Source organism: Flavobacterium sp., assembly GCF_039916025.1.
Lineage (GTDB): Bacteria > Bacteroidota > Bacteroidia > Flavobacteriales > Flavobacteriaceae > Flavobacterium.
Window position 1 is genome coordinate 1 of record NZ_JBDSMB010000196.1, and the last position, 2,253, is coordinate 2,253.

The following is a 2,253-nucleotide window of genomic DNA, read 5'->3' on the forward strand; positions in this document are numbered from 1 at the left end:
ATCACAACCGCATATAATGAGTATGCCTTAAAAGGATATGGGCTGAACGTAACGGATTATCTGTTAAAACCGTTTAGTGTAGAACGCTTTATACAGGCAGTTGAAAAAGTATTTTCTCAGTTGTACAAACCAGCGGTGCAGGAAGGGCGTGCATTTTTCTTTGTAAAGTCTGATTACAAAATAGAGAAGATATTTTTTAATGATATTTTTTTTATTGAAGGAATGAGGGATTTTCGCTGCATTCAAATGGCAACAAAGCGACTACTTACCTCTCAGACATTCTCGGATTTAGAATTAGATCTGCCTGAATCAAAATTTTGCAGGGTGCATAAATCGTATATCGTTACTTTAGATAAAATAGAAGTGATTGAGCGTAATCGCATTAAAATAAAGGATACCTACATTCCAATTGGTGAAACCTATAAAGACGATTTTTATACCAGAATTGGATTTGGACCGAATAGGAAATAAACTGCTGTTTCTTTGATATAAAGTCTGGTTGCGCAATATTTTTTCAGATTTTATTTTTTTAATAGGGCGCCACACGATCGGACTTCCCTGGCTTTACCACCGGGTTATACATGTTTTCACCGGGTATGTAAATAAACCCTCAACAATTTGTCACATTTCGGCAATACAATTTGTCTTAATAGCGAATCAATACTAAATTGCATCAGATGGAAACCATAGAATTTTTTCCAACATACAAAAAGTTAGTGTTCTCGGTGGCGTATAATATGACCGGTAGCAAGATTGTAAGTGAAGACATTGTGCAGGATATTACTCTTAAATTTCTAGAAAATCCTATTTCGGAAAGTATTACTGATCCAAGAAATTATATTATTCGCGCGACGGTAAATCATTGTTTAAATGTTTTAAAAAAAGACAGTAGAACGCAATATAAGGGCACATGGCTTCCAGAGCCGTTTATTAACAATGAAGAATCGACATTTTCTAATAAATTTGAAAGAAGGGATTTACTTACATACGAATTGTCTTTTTTAGTAGAACAGCTCACAAGCCAGGAAAGAGCAGTATTTGTTTTAAGGGAAGCTTTTGATTTCGACCATAAAGAAATTGCTGAAGCCATAAATATTTCCGATGCCAACTCTCGTCAGCTATTCAGGCGTGCAAAGGAAAAAGTTCAAAATGCCAAGCATCAGTCTATAACTAATTCACAGTCAATTGAATTGGCAAAGCAATTCGTTAAATTGATGAGTGAAGGTAATTTAGAAGAGCTTATTAAACTATTTAATAAAGATATTTCGATTATTGGTGATGGTGGTGGTAAGGCTCCTGCCATTTCTAAACCAATTTTTGGAAAAGAGAATGTTGCAGACTTCTTTATGAAATTGTTTGGCAATAGTCAACTCGAACCGAGTTTCGAATTCACCGAAATACTTTCACAACCTGCAATCGCTATTTACGTTAATGGCAAATGCTTTGTTGTTCAGGTTCTCTCTATAAAAGAAGGTAAAATTTCTCAAGTATTTGCAGTTTTAAATCCTGATAAGCTAACTCCATTTCAGAAAAATTAAATTTTTGTCACATTTTCAAGTAGTTGTTTGTTTTACATATACAAGCATAAACCAAATAAAATGTTTTAGTATTCTCAAATTATTGAGGATCTAATTAAATCAAAAATTTAAACAAAATGAAAGCAGAAACTTTAGCATCTCCCTTTAAAGGACAAAAAATTGCTTACTGGATTGTAACAGGGTTTATCTCTTTAGTTCTTTTAAATGGTGGAATCCAGGACGCATTTAAACAACCGCCATATATTACCTGGCTAAGAAATATGGGGTATCCTGATTATTTCGCGATTGTTATTGGAGTTTGGAAAGTATTAGGAGTAATCGCATTGTTGATTCCTGGTTTTCTTTTAGTCAAAGAATGGGCTTATGCCGGATTTGTTTTTCTACTTTCAGGCGCCATTATTTCTCATTCAGTTATTAGCGAAATACCCATATTTCAAGGCATCATGTTAATACTTATTGTTCTGTCATGGTACCTGCGTCCTTCATCACGTCGGATTCAATCACCTGGTTCTCAACAGCATTGAAATATTGACTGCTGTTTTAGAAAAGAACTGATCTGCTGCATATTCGCCATTAATTGGCATAATTATCCCAAATTTTATAACGACCCTAATTTTTTTTATGGAACGGTCTTTTTCTTCAATAAAGAAATCGTGCCATGGTGATCGCGCTGAATTTTGCAGTGTTGTTTGCGCATCGTGGAATCATTTTACCG

General features: G+C 34.5%; 3 protein-coding genes. All 3 read left to right on the plus strand.

The window, feature by feature from the left end:
* Window positions 1-471: LytTR family DNA-binding domain-containing protein (locus tag ABIQ27_RS14190; RefSeq protein ID WP_348034574.1), on the plus strand; the 471-nt coding region annotated here is incomplete at its 5' end.
* Between the two features lie 206 nt (window positions 472-677).
* Window positions 678-1,538 carry a sigma-70 family RNA polymerase sigma factor gene (locus ABIQ27_RS14195; protein WP_348034575.1) on the plus strand — a complete coding sequence of 287 codons (861 nt, stop codon included), beginning with the start codon at window positions 678-680 and terminating at the stop codon, window positions 1,536-1,538.
* A gap of 116 nt (window positions 1,539-1,654) precedes the next feature.
* Window positions 1,655-2,062 (plus strand): DoxX family protein, encoded by a 408-nt coding sequence (locus ABIQ27_RS14200; protein WP_348034576.1) that lies wholly within the window; start codon window positions 1,655-1,657, stop codon window positions 2,060-2,062.
* Window positions 2,063-2,253: the final 191 nt, after the last annotated feature.